The following is a 16,888-nucleotide window of genomic DNA, read 5'->3' as shown; positions in this document are numbered from 1 at the left end:
GACTACCGGGCGCTCGCGGACGGCCCCTGCGCGAGCACGGCAGGCGGAGCCGGCTCGATGAAGACCTGCGTCAGGAGCTGCGTGGTGTTGCCTGCGGCGTCCGTGGCCGTCACCATCAGTGGCACGAAGCCCCGGTTGAACAGATCCACCGTGTGGTTGACCTGCCCCGTGCCACTGTCCACCGTGCTCGTCTGGAGCCACTGGGTCGTCACCGTCGTGGGGGAGACGTCCTGGACGGAGGACGTCACGGTCACCACCGGGCTCGCGAGCGACACATCCGGCAGCGGCGAGAGGAGGGTGAGCACGGGCGGCGTGAGGTCCACCGTCACCGTCATTTGCTTGTGGGTGGTGGCCCCTCGCGTGTCGATGGCGGTCAGTTCGATGACGTGGGTGCCTTCCGCCAGCGGCAGCCAGGTGATGACGAAGCCTCCGCTCAGGTCCGGCGTCACCGGGATGGCCGCCCCTCCATCCACCCGGAAGGAGGCGGAGGCGACGGGCGCGGCATTGGGCTGGGGCGTCGTCCAGCCGCACGCCATCAGCGTCGTCTCCCGCGTGTAGCGCGGCAGGTTGCACATCGTCACGTTCGGCGGGTCCGTGAACTGGCTGTCCGTCACCTGGATGGTGGACGTGCAGCTGGCCTGATGTCCTCCGACGTCGGTGGCCGTGTACGTCACCGTCGTGGTGCCCACCGGGTACGTGCCCGCGGCCGGGCCCGTCACCTGGGGCGGCGCACAGGTATCGCTCGCGGTGGCCACGCCCGGCGTCACCGTGGCGCCATCCGGCCCCGTGCGCTCAATGCGGATGGGCGCCGGGCACGTGATGGTGGGCGGGTGCGTGTCACGCACCGTCACCGGCACGGTGCAACTGACGCCATTGCCGGCGCCGTCGGTGGCGGTGCAGGTGGCGGTGGTGGTCCCCGGAGGGAAGATGCCGCCGGACACCGGGGTGCAGGTGGTCGTCACCGTGCTGCAGGTGTCCGTGGCCGTCGTCGCGAGGTTGACCGTCGCACCGCCCGCGCTGCACTCCTGCTCCGGAACGGGTGCACATGCAAGCTGCGGCGGCGTTTCATCCCGGACCGTCACCGTGCCTTCACACGAGGAGCTCAGGCCCGTGCTGTCCGTGCACGTCAGCGTCGCCGGGTGCGAGCCCAGCGGGTACTGCGGGGCCGGAGTCTGCACACACTCCACGGTGTCGCCCGTGTCCGGGTCGTAGGAGCCGTCATTCACCGACGCCCACCCGCCGCACGTCCCATTCGCGGCCACCGTCAGGTTGCGGCAGCGGGCCACCGGCGGCCGGTTGACGCAGAAGGAGCCGGGGCAGCTCGGGCCGTCCGCCGCATCGTCCCAGACGAGCTGTTCGACGGCGCTGGCCGGCTCGCTCATCCCTTCCGTGTAGGCGAAGACCTGGATGCTGTTGTCGCAGGTCTGCAACGGCACGGTGAAGGCGAAGGTCGGGTCGAAGCCGCAGTTGGTGCAGAGCGTGACTTCCGGGCCGTCGTTGAGGCGGTACCAAATCCGATCCACTTCCGCGGGCCGGCTCTTCACCTGCCCGGAGACCTGCTTGGAATCCGAGGTGGCGCAGCCTTCCAGTGAGGCCAGGCTCACCGCCAACGGGGGCACCAGCTTGATGCGCTGCCCGCAGCCCAGCGTCACGCCAATGGGTGCGAAGCTGGCGGTATTCACCGTGCCCGAATCACTCACCATGGAGGCACTGGGCCTGAGGGTGAAGGTGCCCTGGGGGAGCGACAGGGAGATCTGCCCGCTGGTCTCCGCATACGTGGCGGGGTTCGGGAAGTTCCAGACCGCGGGCGTGCCATAGAAGAAGGCGCTCGTCACGTACGACACCGACTGATTGCGCCAGTCCATGCCGCTGAAACTCCCGGACACATCGGCCCTGGGATTGAAGAAGCGCCCCAGGGTGGCGGAGTACGCCACCTGCACTTCGTTGAAGCAGTATTCGTGGTCGATGCGGAAACGCTGCTCGGGATTCAGGACGACGCTGTAGGCGCTGACCGCCGACGAGCGGGTCGTGAGCAGGCCATAGCGGAAGCGCGCCGGGTCGTACAGGCCCGGTCGGGTGGTGAAGGCGTTGTTGATCAGCGGTTCGGACCAGAAGTTCAAGACGAGCCCGTTCTGGGACCAGGTGGTGGGTAGATCGTAGGGGCTCGGCAACACCTGCTCATAGGGCGTGGTGGAAGCCAGCTCGCCAAGGCTCGGATTGAAGGTGCCGGGAAAGGCGGTGTAGCTGAGTCCCCCGTTGGCGACGGCCGAGAGGTAGGTCCCCTTCGCGGAAATGCTGATGTTGTTGGGCACCCCATCACCGTTGGTGTCCTGGTCCGCCTCGAAGAAGAGCGCCTGCAGGGAGCTCCACGCGCCCGGATGCTGCCGCATGTAGGGATCCGCCAGTTGGACGGAGCCATAGAAATACGCGGGGTGCATGTCATAAGCGTGACGTGTCACCCCGCCCACCTGCCGCGTCAGCAAGCTCGTCTGTCCCTCCGTGATGGACAGGGTGCTGGGGAGGCTGGGCGCGTTGTACACGGTGAAGTTCCGGCCCGTTCCCAGGTACGCTGCGGCATCCACCGCATAGGCCCCCACGGGCAGGTTGGGCACCGTCCACCAGGTGGCCGGACTGCTCACCGGGGACCAGGGTCCGGGCAGGGACAGGCTTCGACTGTCGGGTCCGGAGAAGGACATGCTCTTGGAGTAGAGGACCCGTGCATCGTGGATCTCGAATGCCCCGGTCGCATGGCCGACCACGGGAGGAACCGGGGTCGTCACGGGGATGCACGTGCGGACGACCTCATCGCAGCCAGCCGCGACCTGCACGGGGATCTCGGTCAACACCGGCCCCGTGGGCGTGTTGATGCGGTAGATGAGCGTGGCGCTCCGGGCGACGGGGGTGATGTAGCTTCTGTACAGGCCCGTGGAAGGGACGTGGAGGGACAGGTTGGAGACCGAGACCCCGGCGACCGTCGCGGGGGTCTGGCAGGTCGCATCCGTTCCGAGCTGGTACTCGACCACGCCAATGCAGCTCTGGAGGGTGACCTCCGTGGGCGCGGGCTGCGCCGCCACGGGCTGGACCGTCACCCCGGACAGGCCGGGAAAGCTGTAGTTTCCGCGAGTGGCATTGACGGTGTAGACAACGCCCAGGTCGCCCCGGGCTCCTGCTTCGACCAGCATCTCGAAGCGGTACTCCGAGGGACTGACGGACACGAGCGAGCCGGTGCTCGCGCCGAACCCCGTGGGCGTGCTGCTCGTCGCGGAAACAGTGCCGGAGCCATTGCGCCAAGCGTCCGTCGCCAGCATCGCCAGCACCTGCGGGTTCGCGTTGGTGAGGCGCACCGTGCCCTTCAGCACGTTCGACTCCAGTTCCACCGCGCCGCCCCCGTCGAGGGCGGCCTCCGCCTGGGCGAGGAAGTCGCCAGCCTCCGCTTCCAAAGCCCTGTCACCATCACAGGCAAGGGGCCCCACAAGACATAGGAGTGCCGCGGAAAGTCTTCCGAGTTTCAAAATCACCGATCACCTGGATTTCAATAGAAGTGAGTTTATTTACGCGGAGCGGCGTATACGGGGATGAATCGATAAATGTCAAACACACACCGAGAGGATAGGATTTGGGTCCAGACACACCCTGGGTCGGGTGGCTACAGGAGCGCTCCCACCGCGAAACATGAACATGCATTCCAAGAATTACGTGCAAATCAAATCGCCAGCCGGGGCCACGTCGCCATCCACATGGGCGATGACGCTTGAGCGGCTCACGGGGCTGGAGCCCGTAGCGCCGCCTACAGCACCCACACCCATGGGACGGCCGACGCGAACCTCTCCCTCACGATCCAGCCCCTCTACGCCTGGGCTTCTGACCAAGATGGGGGGGCGTGATGGTGCTGCTTCCTGCGCATGGGGGAGCACTGGGGGCTCACGGGAGAGGTCGCCGTCTCACCGGTGCGGGCCAGGGCCGACGCGTTCGCCTTCGCGACGGCGGGCGCGCGGTTCATGGGTCCACGGGGGTCCGTGGTCCTGGGGGTCCTCGCCGGAACGCAATTGCAGAGACAGGACATGCCCAGCTTCGTTCCCGACGCGTCCTTCCTGTATCACTGGCGCCGAGCCGTGAAGACAGACAGACGCGCTGTCATTCCGGCGCTTCGTCGTCGCGAAGACTTCGGGTGACCCGGTCGATCCATTTCGCGTCGCGATGCGCCACCGCCAGCCGCAGCTTGTTCTGCCAGTCCCGCGAACCGATGGGGTCCATCCACCCACCGACATGCGGTGAAATCAGCGCCTGGCTTTCACAGCCGGCCGCACGCAGGCGCTTCACCTCCTGCCATGCGGCAGCGCAGTCCCGGGTCATCCCGGCGACGTCGAGGTTGCCGACATTGCCCGGCACGGCCTCTTCCCACAGCGCCTGGTTCTGGAGGCCGTGCTCGCCCAGTTCGGTCAGCATCGCGTCCAGCGAGTCCGCGATGGCTTCCTGAAGCGCGAGCAATGCATTGCCCCGCGCCCCCTCCAGCGAGGCCCGCGCGAGCGCACAGGCCCGCATCGACGCGGCGATTTCACGCTCCGCGATGAGGGCATGGACCTGCGCGACGGATTCAATGGCATCCATGCCCGGCCCTCAGGGCTTCGGCGCGGGCGCCGCCTTCGGCGCGGGCGGCGTCGCCGGGGTGGTGCCCTGGGCTGCCTTCGCCTTGGTGTACGTGGCGACGCGGTTGGTGACTTCGCCCATCAAGTCATTGGGAATGGGGACGGAGAGGTTGTACTGGGCAATGCGCCACCCGACGGGCTCCTTCACCAGCACGCCGCTGCCGCGCGCCGGGCCCAGGTTGGGCGTGTCCAACGCTTCGTCGAACCAGGCCGTCTGCCCGTCCTTCGACAGGAAGACATTGCGAGACACCGACTTGAAGCTCCAGGCCTTGCCCTTGGAGAAGAACGGCTTCGACCACACGCGGAACTGGTCCACCGTCCAGCGCTCCGTCCCGTCCGTGCCCATGAAGACCGCGTCCGGCGTGAAGAGCGCGAAGTAGCGCGCCTCGTTCGCCGCCGCCGCCGCGCGGTGCCAGTCGTCCAGCACCGTGGCCACCGCCACCTTCGGGTCGGCGGGGGCCGGGGTGACGGGCGCGGCGGGGTTGGCGGCGAGCGTCAGCAACAACAAGGAGACGGAAGGCACCGGGTTCACCTCGACGGAAGGGGGGTTCGCGGTATGAAGCGGCACGACGTGCCCCGGGGTCAAGGCACGGGACAAGGTGGTGGTGGCGTGGTGCTCGAAAGTTTTCAGGTCGGCACGGGCGATGTGCCCACGGTGTTGCTGCATGGCTTCCTCGGCAGCGGTCGCAACCTGCGCTCGCTCGCGGTCGCGTGGACGCAGGCCGACCCGCGCCGCCGCATCCTCCTGCCCGACCTCACCGGCCATGGCGCATCCCCCGCCCTGCCTCCGGACGCGGACCTGTCCACGCTGGCCCGCGATGTCGTGGACACGTTGGACGCCCAGGGCTTCACGGGCGCCATCGACTGGGTGGGCCACTCGCTGGGTGGCCGCGTGTCCCTGGCCGCGAGCCTCCACGCCTCCGACCGCGTGGGCAGCGTCACCCTGCTGGACATCGCCCCCGGGCCCGTCCCCCTGGACCTGTCGGAGAGCGGCTACGTGCTGGACATCCTCCTCCAGGCGCCACCCCGCGCGGACAACCGCCGGGTCCTGCGCGCGGACCTCACCGGACGCGGCCTGTCCGAAGGCCTGTCCGACTGGCTCCTCATGAACCTGGTGCCCGACGGTGACGGCGTGCGCTGGCGCTTCGACCGCGACGCCCTCTTGCGCCTGCACAAGCGCGTCAACGTCGAGGACCTCTGGCCCGCCGTGGAGCGCCCCGTCCACCCGCCCCTGCGCTGCATCCGGGGCGGACGCAGCCGGTACGTGCCGGACGCCGCCGCCGAACGCCTGGAGGCCGCTGGCTGCCCCGTGGCCCTGCTCCCGGACGCAGGGCACTTCGTCCACGTGGACAGTGCCCAGGCCCTGCTGGCCTGGCTGATGGCCTGATGGATTCCCAGACCGTCCTGCTCGTCTTCATCGCCGTCGGGCTGGACGGTGTCGCGGGACTCGCGGGCGGGGTGCTGTCCGAGCGCTGGTTGCAGCGCCGGCTGCCCGCGCTGGTGGCCTTCGCCGCCGGCACCCTGCTGTGCGCCGTCTTCCTGGAGGTGCTGCCGGAGGCGGTGTCCGCGCTCGGGGACTCCGCCTTCACGTGGGCCTTTGGCAGCTTCGTCGCACTGGCCCTCCTGGAGTGGGCGTTGGGCCATCACCACCATCAGGCCGAAGCCGCGGCGGGACACGTGCATGGCCATGCCCATGGGCACACGCATGCGCACGGCGCGCCCGTCCTGCCGACAGCGCTGCTGGCGTCGGATGCGCTGCACAACATCGGCGATGGCGCGGCCGTGGCGGCCGCCTTCCTCGTGTCCCCCAACGCGGGCTTCGCCACCGCGTTCGCCGTCATCATCCACGAGCTGCCGCAGGAGGTGGGCGACTACGCGCTGTTGCGCGCCGCGGGCTGGTCCCGGGCCAAATCGCTCGTCGCGCTGGGCGCGGTGCAGCTCACCGCCGCGGTGGGCGCCGGGGCCGTGCTGGTGGGCACCCGGTATCTGCCCTCGCTCCAGGGCACCGTGCTGGCCATCGCCGGGGGCTCGTTCCTCTACATCGGCGCGGTGGACCTGCTGCCGGAGCTGCGCCGGGGCCCAGACTCGCGCCAGCGCGTGGTGGGCTTCCTGTGCGGCCTGCTGCTCATTGGCGGCCTGCATTTCGTGGAGCGGTTCCTCGGCGCCCACCACTGAGCGAGGATGCAGCCATGCAAGTGCAAGCAAAGTCCGTGATTGTCACCGGTGCCTCGTCGGGCATCGGAGAGGCGCTGGCGGTGGCCCTGGCGGCCCGGGGTGCAAACGTGACGCTGGCCGCGCGCGATGGCGCCGCGCTGGAGCGGGTGAAGGCCCGGTGCGAGGCCGCCGGTGGCAAGGCGCTCGCGGTGCCCACCGACGTGGGGGAGCCGGAGGCATGCCAGCGGCTCGTGGAGCGCGCTGTCGCTGAGTTCGGCGGAGTGGACGTGCTCGTCAACAACGCGGGCATCACCATGCACGCGCGGTTCGAGGACGTGAAGGACCTGAGCCTCTTCGAACGGCTGATGCGCATCAACTACCTGGGCGCGGTGCACTGCACCTTCCACGCGCTGCCGCACATCAAGGCGCGCAAGGGATTGCTCGTCGCCATCTCCTCGCTCACGGGCAAGACGGGCGTGCCCACGCGCACCGGCTACGCCGCCAGCAAGCACGCCATGCAGGGCTTCTTCGATTCGCTGCGCATCGAGCTGCTGGGCACCGGCACCGACGTGCTCGTGGTGTCGCCGGGCTTCGTGGCCACGGGCATCCGCGCGAACGCGCTGGGCGCCGAAGGCCGGCCCCTGGGACAGAGCCCCCGCGACGAGGAGGGCGCCACCATGGACGTGGACACCTGCGTGGGCCTCATCCTGCGCGCCATGGAGCGGCGCGACCGCGAGGTGGTGATGACGCTCACCGCCCGCGTGGGACTGGTGCTCAAGCTCGTCGCCCCGGGGCTGCTCGACACGCTGGCCGCGCGCGCCATCCGGGGCAGGAAGGCCTGAGCAGGACGGGCTACTTCTCCAGCTTCGACACCATGCCCCACAGGCCGTCGAAGGTGGCGTTGCCCACCTGGTGCAGGCCGAAGCCCCAGAGGAAGGCGGACATCCACGCGCCGGAGCCGCCCCACGTGGGGGAGAAGACATCCAGCAACTGGAGCCCCAGCAGCACCGCGATGATGGACATCATCCCCAGCACCGCGAGCTCCACCTTCCACAGGTCGCTGGAGCGCGGAAGGGGAATCCAGTCCAGGTTCACCAGCGCGTCGGTGCCCGTCTTCGTGGTTCCCGGCGGAGGCAGGGGCGTGATGCTGCCGCCCGCGGGCGCGCCGGGCAGCGGCGGCGGGGCCTCCGCGGGCTTCTGCGAGAAGGGGTCCAGCGTCACGTCCGGGTACGGCTCCATCACCGACTGCCGGCCGCCGATGGACGCCGCCTTCTGTCGCAGCGTCGCGTGGCGCTCGAAGGACTCGCGGGCGGCGCGGTAGTCGGGCGTGGCCAGGTTCGCCTCGCCCTGGTCCAGGTGCGCGCGCGCCGACTTGAGCCGCTCATCCACCTCCGACTCCCACTCCGACAGGGCCCCCATGTCGCCTCCCACCTCCGCATGGGCGGCCGTCAGCGCCTCCTCCAGGTTGTCCACCAGCGCGCGCAGGTACAGCGCCTGCGCGGACTGGTAGTACAGGAAGGCCTCGTCCACGCTGGCCGACTTGCGCGCCCGCGCCCGGGCAAGCTGCTCCGCCACGCGCGTGCGCAGCTCCGCCCACTCCTCCGGCGTGAAGCCCCCGGGCAACTCCCGGCCGGAGAGTGAGCCCTCCAGGTCCGACAGGAGGATTTCGAGGAACGCCTCGCGCGCGGTGTCCACCAGCCGGCGCGACGTGTCCAGGTCGGTGCCGGGAAGCTGCTGCCGCGCTCGCAACAGGTACAGGGGAAGCTCCCCCTGGAGCCGGCGGCTCACCGCGTCGTCTCCGCGCTGGGAGACCAGTGTCTGGGATTGCTGCTCCAGCTCCTCCAGCCGCGACGCCAGCACCGCGCGGGCCACGCCCTCCAGGTCCAGCGTGCGCAGGTACTGCGCCTGCTCCGTGAAGTCCGCGGACGTGGCCTGGTCGTTCTGGAGCAGCGTCTCCACCGCCTTGAGCTTCTTCTCCGCGTCCAGCAGGGCCATGCCCTTGAGCGCTTCCAACTGGCGCAGGAGGACGGACCAGAGCGAGAACAACTGGAGACGCGCTTCGAAGAGCGACAGCACCGAGTCCTGCACCACCAGCCCGCTCAGGGGCCGCTGGATGTTCTCCAACAGCGCGTCCACCTGCCGCCGCAGCGACGCGGCCACCGCCGCCTCGCGCTCCAGCGGACGGGCGGGCACCAGCTCCTGCAACTTGTGGCGCGCCGCCTCCGCCCGGCCGCGCAGCGTCACGCGCGGGCGCACGCGCTGCACGTAGAAGCGCACCGCCGCGGACGTCACCACGCCCAGGAAGATGAGGAACGCGCCCCACAGGGCCGGCGTCTTCACCCAGACGGTGAAGGTCTGCTCCACCGGCGCGCCCTGGGGCACGAGCAGCCGCACCGTGCCGGTGTACTCGCCGGACTCCGGCAGGCCGTCCACATCCAGGCTCAAGAGGCCCGTGCCGTTCGCGGGCACCTGGAACACGCCCCCCTTGCCCGCGCCGCCTTCCGCGCTGGCGTCGTCGCCCGAGGCGGCCTGTCCCCGGAAGGACCAGTGCGCGTCCTGCGCCTGCACGGGCGCGGCGCCGTTGCCCGCCCCGCCCTCCTTGCGGTCCAACTGCACCACCGCCGCGGGCCCCACCTCGCCACCCACGCCCGCCGTCTCCTTGAAGGTCAGCCGCACCGTGGCCTTCCCGGAGAAGGGGCCCAGCGTCCAGCCACGCGCGGGCGACACCGGGTAGAACTGCACCGTCGGGGCCACCGCCACGCGCTGGATGACGAGCGTGGCCACCTCCCGCACGCCGTCCCCCAACAGCACCACGCGGCCTTTGTACTCACCGGGCGAGGGCAGCTCCGCGGTCAGCGCCACCGTCACCGGCTGCCGCACGGAGATGGGCGCCTCCATCGCGCCGTCCGCCGCCGTCCCCACACGCACCGTCACCGGCACCTGCGTGCCGTCCGTGGACAGCAGCGGATCCACCAGCACCGTCAACCGCGTGTCCGCCGGTGCTTCGCCTCCTGCTTCCGCGGACGCGGTCAGCAGGTCCACGCGCAGCACCGTCTCCACGTGCCCGGTGGACGTGCGCAGCCGCACCTCGTTGTTGGCGTTCACCCCCGCGACGCTGAAGCGCGGCGCCGCGAGCGCGAGCGTCGGAAGCAGGCAGAGCACCGCCCACGTCAGGCCCGCTGCTGCGCGCGGGAAGACGGTCACGGTCGTGCGACTTCGAGCGGGAAGGCCCATGCGTGGACGATAGCAGTCCCCTCCCCTGGCCCCGCATCCCAACAGCGCGTGTCGTCAGTCCCAGCCCAGGCGGCGCAACACGCCGGGCGGCAGGCTGGCGCGGATGGTCTCCAGGGGGATGCCCTCGTCGTCCTCGGCGGCTTCGTGGCCGGGGCGCGGGTCTCCGCTGTGGTGCAGCGCGACCAGCTCCAGGTCCTGCGTGAAGCACGGCGAACCGGACGAACCCGGGTGCGTGTTGGTGCAGTACGTGATGCGCGTCCGCGAACGGTTGAGCGCCTGGAACGTGTCCAGCGCCACCTGCATCGGCCGGCCCTTGGGGTGCTGCATGACGAGCGCCAGCGAGCCGGTGGTGAAGGGCGTGGGCGACGGGGGCAGCGGGATGAAGCCGCGCGGACGGTCGCCCAGCCGGTCATCACCGGGGGCGTCCTCAATCTGCAAGAAGGCGTAGTCCAGTTCGTCGCGCGTGGCTTCCCGGGGACGCGGGTGCATCAGGTCCGCCGGGCTGTGCGGACTCTGCGCCAGGCACGCCGTCACCGCGTACACGCGGCCGGGGTGCACCGCGATGCGGTCCGGCAGCACCTTCAGGTCGAAGCGCACGCGCAGCGCCTCCACCAACCGGTGCTCGATGACGTGCGAATTGGTGAGCACCACGTCCGGCGCCACCAGGAAGCCCGTGCCCAGCGCGCGGCCTCCGTCCAGTTCCACCCGGCACACCCGCCGCGACAGGAGGGCCAGCCGGTCCCTCCAGGCCTCCGGCGTCATGGGCTGCTTCGCCGCCTGGACGATGCGCGCCAACGCACTGCCGGACACGCTGCGCTGCACGGAGGAGAAATACGACTGGAGGAAGCGGCGGATGCGCGGATGGCCCGGCGCCGCCGCCTGCGCGCCGCGCACGAGCACGTCCGTCCACCCTTCCGCTTCCGCGGTGTGCACGAGCGTCCGGGCCCGGGCCGCGCTCTCGCGCTCCACGAGGGGCGCGAGCTCCCGACCGCACTTCACCGTGACCATCCGGTGGAGCTCCTCCACCGAGGCGAATGCGCCCAGGAGGGCGTGGGTGAGTTCCTCCCGCTCGGAGCCTTCAAGCTCCATCCGTGTCCTCTCGCGGCCGCTCAGCTCACGCCTGCCGTGTGACTTGCAGTGTACGCATGCGGGCCGCGATTGCACTGCGACCGGAGCGCTCGCCGGGCCGGGCCCCCGCGCCACCTCCGCCCTCCACCCCGCGTCGCCCGCGGCCGGACGGACGGCGCGGCCCCCAGGTCGGGAGTGGGGAATGACCCTGAGCTGGACCCAGGTCCGATGCCCCAGGGACTTCGGGGAGGGGTGCGAGCACCCCGCTCCGGTTCAGCGCACCGCCCAGGTGGTGGGCGGCAACAACGAGGTGGCGCCCGGCTGCCCCGGCACATCCAGCCGCGAGGCGCCCGCCTGCAACGTCCCGGCGAGCGTGGGCAACACGCGGAAGGCCACCTGCACCGGCGCCGCGCCCTGCGTCCGCGGGGCGATGCGCAGCGACAGCAGCCCGTCCTGCACCTCCCAGGAAGCAATCCGGCCCGACGACACCAGGGCGTCCAGGCTGGCGGTGTCCACCTGCACGCCGGCCGGCAGCTCCTGCTGGAACACGAGCGGCATGAACGAGGGCGCGCCCAGCACCACGCGCACCTCCGCGAGCTGGCCCACCCGGGCGTCCTTCGGCCCATCCACCGTCAGCTCCAGGCCGCCCTTCGCCTCGTTCTTCCAGGGCACCGTCGCGGCCAGCGCCAGCGAGAAGCCCAGCCCCGGCACCGCGGGCTCCGCGCGCACCGTCCACGCGTGCGTCCCCGCCGAACCCGGGGCCGCGGCCTCCAGCGCCAGCACCTCGCGCAGCGCCTTGGCGTCGTAGGTGCCCTCGGTGACAGTCTTCCCGTCGCGCTCCAGCGTCACGCGCACCTGGGCTGGCAGCGGCTCCCGGAAGAGCACCAGCGCCGCGCGCAGGCCCACGCGGTTCGCCTGCCCATCCCCCCAGCCCTGGCCGGGCGAGTAGCGCGCCAGCAGGAAGGCGCCCAGGTCCGCCAGCGGCGCCTTCGCATCGCCCTGCAGGGCGAGCACCGCCATCGCCGTGGCCTCCACGACGGAGGGCTCCTGGCCGTCCGCGCGCACCGTGCCCGGCTCCACCGACAGGGACGCGGTGCCGTCAGCTCCCTGCTTCACCGCTTCGCGCACGCGGGTGCGCAGCGCGTCCGCCACGCCGCCCGTCACCGCGCCCTCCGCCAGCAGCACCGCCGCCGTGTAGCCATCCTTTACCTGCGGCAGGTAGCGCTCGAAGACACCGGCGGAGCGCGCGGTGAAGGCCGAGGCCCGCTGCTTGCCCGCGTCCGTCCCCACCGCCGCGCGCACCGTGCGCGCGCAGTCCGCCGTCGCCACCAGCAGGCGCTGGAGCGGCCAGCCCTCACCGCCCTGGCAGGTGCCGTCCGGCCGCTGCGCCTTCGCCACCTGGTCCACGAGCCGCTCACCCAGCCGCGCGAGCACCGGGTTGTCCGGGTGGGCCAGCGCCCCTTCCGCGAGCCGCGTCGCCACGTCCACCGACGGAGCACGTGCTGCCCGCAGCACCCGCTGCCCCGCCACCTGGGCCAGGGCCTTCAGCACAGCCGCGTCCGGCGTCTCGCCCAGCGCCTGGAGCAGCGTGGGCGCCTGCCCCGCGAGCAGCAGCGCGTACGCATCCGCGGTCACATCCCCGGGCCTGCGCTCCACCGCCGCCAGCTCCGCGCGCACCACGCCCAGCGCGCCCGGGTACACCTGGAGCCGCACCCGTTCGCTGCCGGCCTGCGCGTCCGTCGGCATGCTCAGCGACAGCGTGCGCGGCGCCGCCAGCGAGCCGCCCCGCGTCTGGACCACGGGCTGCCCGGTGGCCCACACGTCGAAGTCGCGCACCACCGCGTCGGCGTCACCCAGCGAGGCCCGCACCGTCACCGGCCCCGCGCCCTGGGCGCGCACCGTCACCAGCTCCACAGCGCTGCCCCGCGCGGGCACCTTCACCGTGCGCGAGCCGGCCTCCACCTGCGCGCCCCGCACGTCCACCTTCAGCGCCGCCACCACCTCCTTGTCGGTGGTGTTCACCACCTGCACCGGCAGGCGCACCGTGTCGCCCGCGCGCAGGAAGGGCGGCAGCACCGGATCCACGTAGGTGGGCAGCGTGCCCGCGAAGGACGTCACCGCGCCGGCCTGGGCACCGGAGCGCGAGTGCGCGAGCGCCAGCACCCGCCACTGCGTCAGCCGATCCGGCACGCGCACGGGCACCGTCGCCTGGCCGCTTGCGTCCGTCACCACCAGGGGCTCGAAGAGGAACGTCTCCGGGAACCACGCGCGGGTGGGCGCGGCAGCCCCCGGCTCCGGGGGTTCGGACTTCTCCTGCTCGGCGAACGCGTCCGCGTCGTCCATCTCGGCCATGACGGGGGCCGCGGCCGACGGGGCCGGCGCCATGCCGCCGCCGCCCGGTCCCGCTCCGCGCGAGCCCAGGCCGCCCTCGTCGAAGGACGCCGAGCCGAAGGACTTCATGCTCTTCTTGGCGAGGCTCTGCGCAGCCACCTCCATCATCGGTGGCTCCGCATCTCCCGAGAGCGCGGCGGCGGACGCCCCGAAGAGTCCCCTCATGCTGTCACCCACGATGCCCAGCACCACCACGGCCCCCACGCCCAACACGAAGCCCACGGCTCCGCCCTTCATCCCGCGCGAAATCATGGCGACTCCTGGGCGACCCACGCGCCCCAGTTCACGACGTCTTCCGGCAACCGGGTTCCACTCACCACCACCGCGCGCGGATCCGTCAACGACAGCAGGTCCTCGGGCAGGCGCGACAGCCGCAGTCTGCGTCCAAACGCGTCCGTCACTTTCTCGCCGCGCTGCTCGCACGCGGCGAGCGACTCCTTCCACAGCCGGGCGAGTCCCTCCGGATCCAACGTCTCGCCCTTGGGCGCCGTCTCCTCCCACTTGCGCGTGCGGGCGTGCAGCTCCGTCAGCACCGCGTAGAAGGGCTCCGTCAGCTCCGCGTCCGGCGAGAAGGGACTGGTCGCGTTCGCCGTCACGCGCGCCTCCAACTCCTCCGGCTTCGGCACCTCCGTCACGCGCAGCAGCGCCGCCGCCGCCGCGTTCGCGCCCCGGATGCGGCCCATCGCCAGCGCCTGTCCGTCCAGCACCCCGAAGGCCGGCGCCGACACCGTGGGCGCGGGCCGCAGGCCCTCCAGCGCATCCGCGCCCGGCAGCGGCGCGAGCTGCGAGAGCGTCTCATCCACGCCGAAGAGGCCCACCGCCGCGGGCCCCTCCTTGCCGTCGACCACCGTGTGCACCTGGAGGTGGGCCAGCTCCCCGGGCGCGTACGCGGGCTTGTCCGGAGACACCTCCACCGCAAGCTGCGCGCGCGGCGCCACGTACACGCGCGCCTGCGCTTCCACGCCCTCCACGTGGGCCCATCCCTCGAAGTCCGCGGGCAGCGTGAAGCGCGCCGAACGCGAGGGCGCGTCCACCTTCTCCTTCAGCCGCGTCCCCCCCGCCACCAGCTCCAGCGTCCGGGGCAGTTCGCCCACGAAGCCCGGGCCGCGCAGCAGCTCCACCTTCACGGCCTCGCCCGCCTTCGCCAGCACCGGCGTCGCGCGCAGGCGCAGCGAGGGCAGCCTGGCGGGACGCAGCACCAGCTTCGTGTCGCCCACGTCCTGGCCGTCCCACTTCGCCTTCACCTTCAGCTCGTAACCCAGGAACGTGGTGGCCCGGGCCTGGAAGGTGCGCCCTTCACTCCATCCGGGCTGAGCGGTGAAGCGCACCACCCCCATGGAGCCTCCGACTGGCGAACCGTCCGCCACCGGCTCCTCCGATTCCGCCGCCAGACGCAGCCGGGAGATGCGCTCCTTCAGGCACGGCAGCACCGACGCGGCGACCCCGGAGTTCCCCGAGGACAGCGGCAGCCAGGACAGCGCCACGTCCCGCTTCCCGCGCACCTGCCGCCACGTCAGCACGGCGGGCAGCAGGGAGGAGGACGACAGGTCCGCGGGCAGGCACGCGCGCGCATCCAGCGCGGGACCGGCCAGGGCTGCTTCCATCGCGCTCGTGTCCCCAGAGGCCTCCTGGACCTGGAACTGCAACGTGGGCAGGCCCGGATCCGAGACGTGGAACTGGAGCACCAGCATCCGCTCCGCGCCGGACGTCAGGCCGCGCGAGCGCAGCACCGACGCCATGCAGGTCCCCGTGCCCTCCTCCGCGCCCGCCACGTCCAGCACCTGTCCCGACGGGCCCACCCGCGCCGACAGCAGCACCCGGCCGCCCGCCCCGGTGTTGGGGGAGACGAAACGGGCGCAGGGGTGGAAGGCGGGCAGCAGGCGCTCCAGCGCGAGCTGATCCGCGAGCGCCAACTGCTGACCTCCCCGGTCGTTCAGCAGGTCGCTCGACGCCGCCAGCGACACCGGCGGCGGGCGCGGCTTGGGCCGGACCGGCAGGGGCGGCACCACCACGTTCACCGCGGGGCCCGGGTCCAGTTGGAAGGCGGCCACGCCGTCCTCGTCCGCCACCGCGCTCACGCCCGGGTCCTTGGGATCCCACGCGCGCGTCACCGTCACCTCCGCGCCCGGCAGCACCCGGCCCGAGGCGGTGGTGGCGCGCAGGTAGACACGGTTGTTGAAGCCCGCGACCAGCCCGTCCTCCAGCTCCGTCACCGCCGACACGGCCAGCGCGTCCTCGGACAGGAGGAGCGACACCGCGCCGCGCACCGGCTCCCCCGTGGCGTCCCGCGCCTCCACGCGCGCGCTCAGCGTGGACTGTCCGCGCAGGTCCGCGGGCACGCGCGGCAGCGTCACGCGGAAGCGGCCCGCGGCGTCCGTGCGCGCCGTCTTCGGCAGCTCACCCTTGAGCCACTCCGTAGGCGGCGGCCACGCGCCGGCATGGCTCCACTCCAGCGCCACGTCCGTGTTCGCCACCGGCGCCCCGGACGCGTACGCCACCTCGCCCGTCACCTCCGGTGTTTCGTTGGCCCGCCAGAAGGGCTTCGGACTCCGGGCCTCCAGCCGCATGCGCGGCAGCGTGAAGGGCTCCACCGTGAAGTGGGCTTCGCCGGAAGCGCCGCCGCTCGTCCACGCCACCGTCCAGTCACCCGTGGGCGCGCCCCGGTCCAGCGGCAGATCCCCGGCCACCACGCCCCAGGGGCCCGCGGGCGCGCGCTCCTCCAGCACCACCTCCCCGGTGGGGTCCTTCACGCTCCACGTTCCCGGCCGCCCGTCGAGTGGCGACAAATCCTTCGCCCTGAGCGCCACCGCGCGAAAGCGCACCCGGTGCCCGGGCTCGTAGAGGGGCCGGTCGGTCAGCACCCGCACCCGCGCCGGCGCGTACAGCGGCAGGGGCGCATCCACCGTGTCGGTGCCCAGCGGCGTGGTGATGCGCGCGCGCAGCCGGTAGTCCCCGTCCGGCACCTGCGGCAGCGTCACCGGCGCGTTCAGCGGACCGTCGCCCTCGCGCTTCCAGTTGGACTTCGCATCCACCGGCAGGGGCGTCTCCTTGCCGGCCGCATCCACCAGGAACAGCTCGGTGGAGCCCCGGCCCACGCGGGCCTTGAGCGCGTGGCCGCGTTCGTCCACCGCGTGCGCGTCCGCCCAGACCGACACGCGGCTGGAAGCGCCTCGCGCCAGCCCGTGCGCGGACACCCCGGCCGTCTGGCGGAACACGCCGTCCGGACACCGGGGGACCTCCACGCCCTGGAAGATCCAGGCGGACAGACACCGACCGGACGCCATGTAGGCCAGGCTTCCCCCCACGACGAGCAGCCCCAGGCCCCCGGCCATCCACCGCCTGCGATGGTTACGCACTGTCATGCATTCTCCCCGTCCAGCCACTGTACGCTGGAA

The 16,888-nt window shown here is 71.8% G+C and carries 10 protein-coding genes; 3 read left to right on the top strand and 7 right to left on the bottom strand.

Translation table 11 applies throughout. The features are described from left to right. Positions 1–2 precede the first annotated feature (2 nt). The 3 genes from D7V88_RS04590 to D7V88_RS04580 all read right to left on the bottom strand — a co-directional run bounded on the left by D7V88_RS04590 (position 3) and on the right by D7V88_RS04580 (position 5,169). A complete protein-coding gene (locus D7V88_RS04590; RefSeq protein ID WP_120539363.1) occupies positions 3–3,440 on the bottom strand; it encodes an HYR domain-containing protein in 3,438 nt (1,145 codons plus the stop codon). Positions 3,441–4,134: 694 nt separating this feature from the next. Beyond that, on the bottom strand, positions 4,135–4,608 hold the full coding sequence (locus D7V88_RS04585; protein WP_120539362.1) for a hypothetical protein: 474 nt from the start codon (positions 4,606–4,608) through the stop codon (positions 4,135–4,137). Between the two features lie 9 nt (positions 4,609–4,617). After that, positions 4,618–5,169, bottom strand: coding sequence for a nuclear transport factor 2 family protein (locus D7V88_RS04580; RefSeq protein ID WP_120539393.1), 552 nt, complete (start codon positions 5,167–5,169; stop codon positions 4,618–4,620). An 87-nt stretch (positions 5,170–5,256) separates the two neighbouring features. Here D7V88_RS04580 and D7V88_RS04575 point away from each other — a divergent pair, with 87 nt between their 5' ends. The 3 genes from D7V88_RS04575 to D7V88_RS04565 are packed head-to-tail and all read left to right on the top strand — an operon-like array spanning position 5,257 to position 7,642. Then, positions 5,257–6,033 carry an alpha/beta fold hydrolase gene (locus tag D7V88_RS04575; protein ID WP_120539392.1) on the top strand — a complete coding sequence of 259 codons (777 nt, stop codon included), beginning with the start codon at positions 5,257–5,259 and terminating at the stop codon, positions 6,031–6,033. Continuing rightward, positions 6,033–6,821 (top strand): ZIP family metal transporter, encoded by a 789-nt coding sequence (locus D7V88_RS04570; protein ID WP_120539361.1) that lies wholly within the window; start codon positions 6,033–6,035, stop codon positions 6,819–6,821. Before D7V88_RS04575 ends, D7V88_RS04570 begins: the two co-directional genes overlap by 1 nt. A 14-nt stretch (positions 6,822–6,835) precedes the next feature. Next, positions 6,836–7,642 carry an SDR family oxidoreductase gene (locus tag D7V88_RS04565; RefSeq protein ID WP_120539360.1) on the top strand — a complete coding sequence of 269 codons (807 nt, stop codon included), beginning with the start codon at positions 6,836–6,838 and terminating at the stop codon, positions 7,640–7,642. Between the two features lie 10 nt (positions 7,643–7,652). On the opposite strand, the gene D7V88_RS04560 is transcribed toward D7V88_RS04565, so the two are convergent. The 4 genes from D7V88_RS04560 to D7V88_RS04545 form a co-directional block, all read right to left on the bottom strand. Beyond that, on the bottom strand, positions 7,653–10,004 hold the full coding sequence (locus D7V88_RS04560) for a C14orf119 family protein (RefSeq protein WP_120539359.1): 2,352 nt from the start codon (positions 10,002–10,004) through the stop codon (positions 7,653–7,655). 84 nt (positions 10,005–10,088) lie between these two features. Beyond that, positions 10,089–11,123, bottom strand: coding sequence for a trypsin-like peptidase domain-containing protein (locus tag D7V88_RS04555; RefSeq protein ID WP_120539358.1), 1,035 nt, complete (start codon positions 11,121–11,123; stop codon positions 10,089–10,091). A gap of 252 nt (positions 11,124–11,375) precedes the next feature. Beyond that, a complete protein-coding gene (locus D7V88_RS04550; protein WP_120539357.1) occupies positions 11,376–13,745 on the bottom strand; it encodes an alpha-2-macroglobulin family protein in 2,370 nt (789 codons plus the stop codon). Then, positions 13,742–16,855, bottom strand: a complete 3,114-nt coding sequence (locus D7V88_RS04545; protein WP_208726106.1) for an MG2 domain-containing protein — start codon at positions 16,853–16,855, stop codon at positions 13,742–13,744. The genes D7V88_RS04550 and D7V88_RS04545 overlap by 4 nt, the downstream gene beginning before the upstream one ends. Between the last annotated feature and the right edge of the window lie 33 nt (positions 16,856–16,888).

The organism is Corallococcus terminator (assembly GCF_003611635.1).
GTDB classification, from domain to species: Bacteria; Myxococcota; Myxococcia; order Myxococcales; family Myxococcaceae; genus Corallococcus; species Corallococcus terminator.
Note: the sequence above shows the minus strand (reverse complement) of the source record. Positions and strands in the feature narration are given on the sequence as shown.

Bases quoted from the DNA above. Each gene is read 5' to 3' on its own strand.
- D7V88_RS04545 (WP_208726106.1), bottom strand. From the start codon at position 16,855: ATGACAGTGCGTAACCATCGCAGGCGGTGGATGGCCGGGGGCCTGGGG.
- D7V88_RS04555 (WP_120539358.1), bottom strand. From the start codon at position 11,123: ATGGAGCTTGAAGGCTCCGAGCGGGAGGAACTCACCCACGCCCTCCTG.
- D7V88_RS04585 (WP_120539362.1), bottom strand. From the start codon at position 4,608: ATGGATGCCATTGAATCCGTCGCGCAGGTCCATGCCCTCATCGCGGAG.
- D7V88_RS04570 (WP_120539361.1), top strand. From the start codon at position 6,033: ATGGATTCCCAGACCGTCCTGCTCGTCTTCATCGCCGTCGGGCTGGAC.
- D7V88_RS04550 (WP_120539357.1), bottom strand. From the start codon at position 13,745: ATGATTTCGCGCGGGATGAAGGGCGGAGCCGTGGGCTTCGTGTTGGGC.
- D7V88_RS04565 (WP_120539360.1), top strand. From the start codon at position 6,836: ATGCAAGTGCAAGCAAAGTCCGTGATTGTCACCGGTGCCTCGTCGGGC.